The organism is Nocardioides sp. CPCC 206348 (assembly GCF_048654705.1).
Lineage (GTDB): Bacteria > Actinomycetota > Actinomycetes > Propionibacteriales > Nocardioidaceae > Nocardioides.
This window is the reverse complement of the sequence record NZ_JBMCZA010000008.1, coordinates 6,786-11,857: the sequence shown is the minus strand read 5'-3', so window position 1 is coordinate 11,857 and position 5,072 is coordinate 6,786. Positions and strand designations below refer to the sequence as shown.

At 66.6% G+C, this 5,072-nt stretch carries 2 protein-coding genes; both read left to right on the top strand.

What is annotated here, in order from left to right:
• The first annotated feature begins 66 nt into the window (after positions 1-66).
• Positions 67-1,164, top strand: a complete 1,098-nt coding sequence (wecB, locus tag ACOADB_RS00350; RefSeq protein ID WP_378595932.1) for a non-hydrolyzing UDP-N-acetylglucosamine 2-epimerase — start codon at positions 67-69, stop codon at positions 1,162-1,164.
• 277 nt (positions 1,165-1,441) lie between these two features.
• Positions 1,442-5,072 (top strand): DNRLRE domain-containing protein (locus ACOADB_RS00345; protein WP_378595931.1); only part of this gene is annotated, 3,631 nt, incomplete at its 3' end.

Genomic DNA, 5,072 nt, shown 5'->3' with positions numbered 1-5,072 from the left:
GTCCGCCGGGTCGTCATCGGCGGCTGAGGACGCCGTCCCGGACAGCTACCGCGTCGAGGAGGGCATGTGAAGGTCATCAGCGTGGTCGGAGCACGGCCGCAACTCGTCAAGCTCGCGCCGATTGCGGCCGCCATGGCGAAGACGACCCATGAACACAAGATCGTCCACACCGGTCAGCACTACGACGCTGGACTGTCGGACGTCTTCTTCTCCGGCCTCGACATCCCCGCGCCGGATGTGCATCTCGGTGTGGGGTCGGGCAGCCATGGAGCACAGACGGGCGCCATGCTCGCGGAGCTCGACCCGATCTTCGACGCCGAGGGCCCCGACTGGGTTCTCGTCTACGGCGACACCAACTCGACCATCGCTGCCACCCTCGCGGCCGTGAAGCTCCACGTGCCCGTCGCCCATCTGGAGGCGGGGCTGCGCTCGTTCAACCGGCGGATGCCGGAGGAGCACAACCGCGTCCTCACCGATCACGCTGCGGATCTTCTGCTGGCGCCGACGGCTGTGGCGATGGGGCACCTGGCCAGGGAAGGTCTGGCGGATCGGTCAGTCATGGTGGGTGATGTGATGGTGGATGTGTGCCTCCGGGTACGCGACTCCGTCTTGGCTGCCGGGGCGCCACTGGGAGGCCTGCCGCGAGGCATCGACCCATCGGAGCCCTACCTGGTCGCGACCCTGCACCGACCGGACAACACCGACGACCGCGACCGCTTGGAAGGTCTCCTTGAGCGCCTCGCGTCGTTGCCTGTGCAAGTGGCGCTGCTCGCACACCCCCGCCTGGTCGCGAAGGCGGAACATCATGGCCTGCGGCTCGAACGCGGATCGATTTCCGTTGGTCGGCCGCTGTCGTACGGAGAGATGGTCGCGGCGGTGATCGGCTCGCGTGGGGTGGTGACCGACTCGGGCGGGCTGCAGAAGGAAGCGTTCCTTCTCGAGCGTGTCTGCACCACCATCCGGCCAGAGACCGAATGGGTGGAAACGCTGAGGGGCGGCTGGAACACGTTGGTTTCGGACCCCGACGCCATCGGTGCCTCAGCATTCGCCGACGTCGTGACGCGAACCGTCCCGCTCGCCGAGCGTGGGACCCCCTACGGCGATGGCGCAGCGGCGCAGACGGTGGTCGAGGTCCTGGCCGATCATGCGCATGCTCGATCCTGAACTCGCCACGGCCCCAGTCGTCCCGAATCGCGTTGTCGGCGGGATCTCGACATCTGCAAATGTCGTGGTGATGGCGAACTAGGTCGCTTCATTCGTGGTCCGGTGCGTCTGACGGAAGGCTGCGACTCGTTGACGAGCAGATGATGACGCGCAAATCGAGGTGACTTAGATCACTTGGCGAGCGGGCAGGTTTCTCAGCGACCTCTCGGAATTCGTGCGAAGGTGCGTCCTGTCTAGACGTGCCGGGAGGGTGGCGTCTGCGAGGGAAGGCTGTTCGTTGTTCTCTGCGCGCTACCGCATTGGTATCGGTTCACTCGTCACTGCGGTGGCGGTCTCGGGCTTCGGTGTCCAGGCCATCAATCCGCCGGTCACGGCGGCGGCACCGGTCAAGGCCGAGCCCGACGCCGGTGGTGGTCCGTTGACGCGCCCGGACAAGATCTCCGCAATGGTGACCGCGCAGGCCACTGGTGAACGTGTCGAGGACCTTTCCCAGGGCACTGAGTCGTCGCAGGTGTTCGCGAACCCGGACGGTTCGTGGACCTCCGAGACGACCTCGGGCCCCTCGCGGGTTCGCGACGACGACTCGGGGGAGTGGGAGGACATTGACCTGACATTGGTCAAGGTTGGTGGGCGGTTGATGCCCACGGTGTCGCCGGTTGATGTGTCGTTCTCCGCGGGTGGTGACAAGGCTTTTGCTGACGCGGTCCCTGTCAACGCGGCCGTGAAGGACGAACTCGAATGGAAGTGGCCCACCGTCCTGCCCGAACCGGTCCTCGATGGACCGACCGCGACCTACCCCGATGCTGTCGCGGGTGGGGACCTGGTCGTGCGAGCGACCACTGCAGGCTTCACCCACAACATCGTCCTCAACGAGCGTCCCGAACCGGTACCAGCCGGCGCCGATAATCCGGCCGAACCTGAGGCTGACCCATCTGATCCGGCTGTGGATGGTCCGGTGTTCTCGTTGCCGGTGCTGACCCCGGGTGCGAAGCTCACCGAAACCCCTGCGGGCGGTCTCTCGGTCGTGGATGCTGGTGGTGCGGGCAAGGGCGTGCAGGTTGCTACGGCGGCGGCTCCGTTGATGTGGGACTCTTCGAAGGACGCCGTGGGCGAGCCGGTCGTTGAGCCGGTCGAGGTGAGTGTGGATGCCTCGACCACGAAGTCCGGGGTTCCGGTCGCGACGGTCAATCTGGAACCGGCCATGGACTTCCTCATGGACCCCGAGACTGTTTACCCGGTCACGATCGACCCGACGTACAACTTGGTCGCACAGGTCGATACATGGGTGTCGCATTCGCGGCCGACCTCGCAGTCTGCTGAGACCTACTTGCTGGTGGGGACGTTGGACGGGTCCAATATTGCTCGCTCGTATCTGAAGTTTGATGGTGACGCGACCTGGGATGGCCACCAGATCATTCGGGCCGACCTGGTGTTGCGGAACTACCAGTCCACGACCTGCACCGCGGGTGCGGTTCGTGCCTCGGTGATCACCGAGGGCTGGGTTTCCACGAACATCACGTGGGCCAACCAGCCGTCGACGACCACGACGCGTCAGGTGGACTTCACCCCGGCCTACGGGGCGTCCGGGTGTCCTCAGGCGGACGCGATGTGGAACATGACCGGGATCGTCATGGACTGGGCCTCGGACGCGCGGGAGAACCACGGCATTCAACTGCGCGCGGCCACCGAGACGAACCTGAACGCGTTTCGTCGCTACTTCTCCCGCGAGTACGGCAGCTACCAGCCCAAGATGGTGGTGACCTACAACCTGCCCCCGAACACCCCCAGCGGTGTCACAGCGAAGCAGGTGACCTCGTACGCCCCGGACGGTGGGTCGGCAGCGACCTACACGTGGACCAACCGGCCCACGTTCACCGCGAAGGTCTCCGACCCAGACGGTGGCCTGGTCCAGCCGGTGTTCCGGGCGTTTGCCTCAACCTCGCTGACCTCCGCGGACCTGGGCACCTGCACCGCACCGTTGGTGGCCTCGAATACCACCTCCTCTTGCACGCTCCCGACATTGCCGGCCAACACCACGGTCTATGTGCGGGCCAAGGCGCGCGACTCACGCAGCCTGCACGCGGGCGGGTCTCTGGCCGCGACCGCGGGCTGGACCGCACCCGTCGAACTGCGCGTCGCAGCGACCAAACCGAATCCCGCGGTCATCTCCTGCCCGACGCCCTATGCGAACCAGTCCTGGGCGACCACGGCACCTACTGCGGACGTGACGTGCACGATCACCGCGGCCGGGACCGGGCACAGTGCCCCCGGCACTGTGCGGTGGAGCTTGAACGGTGTCGTGCAGGACACTGTCAAGATCACCCCCTCATCAACGCCGTCGACCACCGCGTTCACGGTGACGATCCCCAAGTCCGAGGGTGGCTACCAGATCAGCGCGATCGCCATCGGCCGCGGTGGTGTGCTGGCTGACGAGTCGACCTACTCGTTTGGATACGGGCCGTTCGCGATCACCAGCCCCGCACCGGGTCCAGGTGACTCAGCGGGCCCCGGTGATGATGGGTCCGCTCTGACGGTCACCGACAAGGTCACCATCACCGCCCAGGGCCCGCCGAACATGTCCTCGACCCCTGACCCAGTCATCAAGTGGCGCATCGCCGGCTCCGGGGAAGGCGACGCCTCCTCGGAATGGACCACCGCGACCCCGATCGACTCCGACGTTGACGCACCGGCCACCGGCATCACCACGGTCTCGGCGACGGTCGACACCACCGGCTTCGCTGGGATTGATCAGAAGAAACCGGTCCTGCTCGAGTTCCAGCTCTGCGTCCCCTACGCCGCCGGCGCGGCATGCACGTGGAATCCCTCCCCGGTCACGGTGTTGAAGGTCCCGCACGCCTTCGGCGGCAACTACCCCGTCGCCACTGCCGGCCTCGGCAAAGTGGCGCTCTGGACGGGTGAGTTCTCCTTGTCCGAGACTGACGTCGACGAGCCTGGCTTCAACACCAGCTTGTCGATCTCCCGTACCCACACCACCTACGGCGGACTCGCTGGCAACGGAACTGGCGGGGCTGGGGCCTTTGGTCCCGGGTGGACCGCTTCCATGGACGGACCTGGCTCCGGGTTGACCGGTGCCACGCTGATGGACGCCACCCGCGACGACGGGTCCTTGGTCCTCATCGATCCCGCGGGCGACATCCTCGCCTGGGGCAAGACCACGCCCCTGACCCGGCGCACCGGTGCGAACCTCGCGACCGGGGACTGGGTCGCGCTGGACGAGGACACCGAACTGTCCGGCCTCAACCTCACCGTCGCCGGCGCCGGTGCGACCACAACGGTGACGATCACTGGTGCCGACGGGACGAGGACCACCTTCAAGGCCGCTGCAGCACCGACTGGCACCGCCCCCTATATCTTGGCGCCTGCATCGGTTGAAGAGGCCGGGCAGGTCGGCACCACCACCTACAGCGCCGACGCACAGGGCCGCGTCACACGCATCCTGTCCCCTGTCCCCGGCAGCGTCACCTGTGCCGCCGCCGGAACCCCGACCGACGTCCTCGTCGCGGGCTGCCACGCCCTGACCTTGACGTACGGGACCAGCGGGGCCGAGAACAACCGGCTCACCGAGGTCCGCGCGATCCACGGCACCGCCAACACGCTCGTGGTCAGCTACGACTACGACACTGATGGCCGACTCATTGGCGTCACCGACGAGCGCACCGGCCTGACCACGACCTACGGCTACGAGGGTACGAGTGCTCGGATCGCCTCGATCACCCCGGCCGGGCTCAAGGGCATTGGGTTCGTCTACGACAACGATCACAAGATCACGACCGTCACCCGCGACAACCCCACCGGGTCCGGGACCACCACCTTGGCGCAGGTTCGTTACGACGTCCCCCGCGACGGCACCAACGACACCCCTGACCTCGACGCTGATGCGGTGAGTG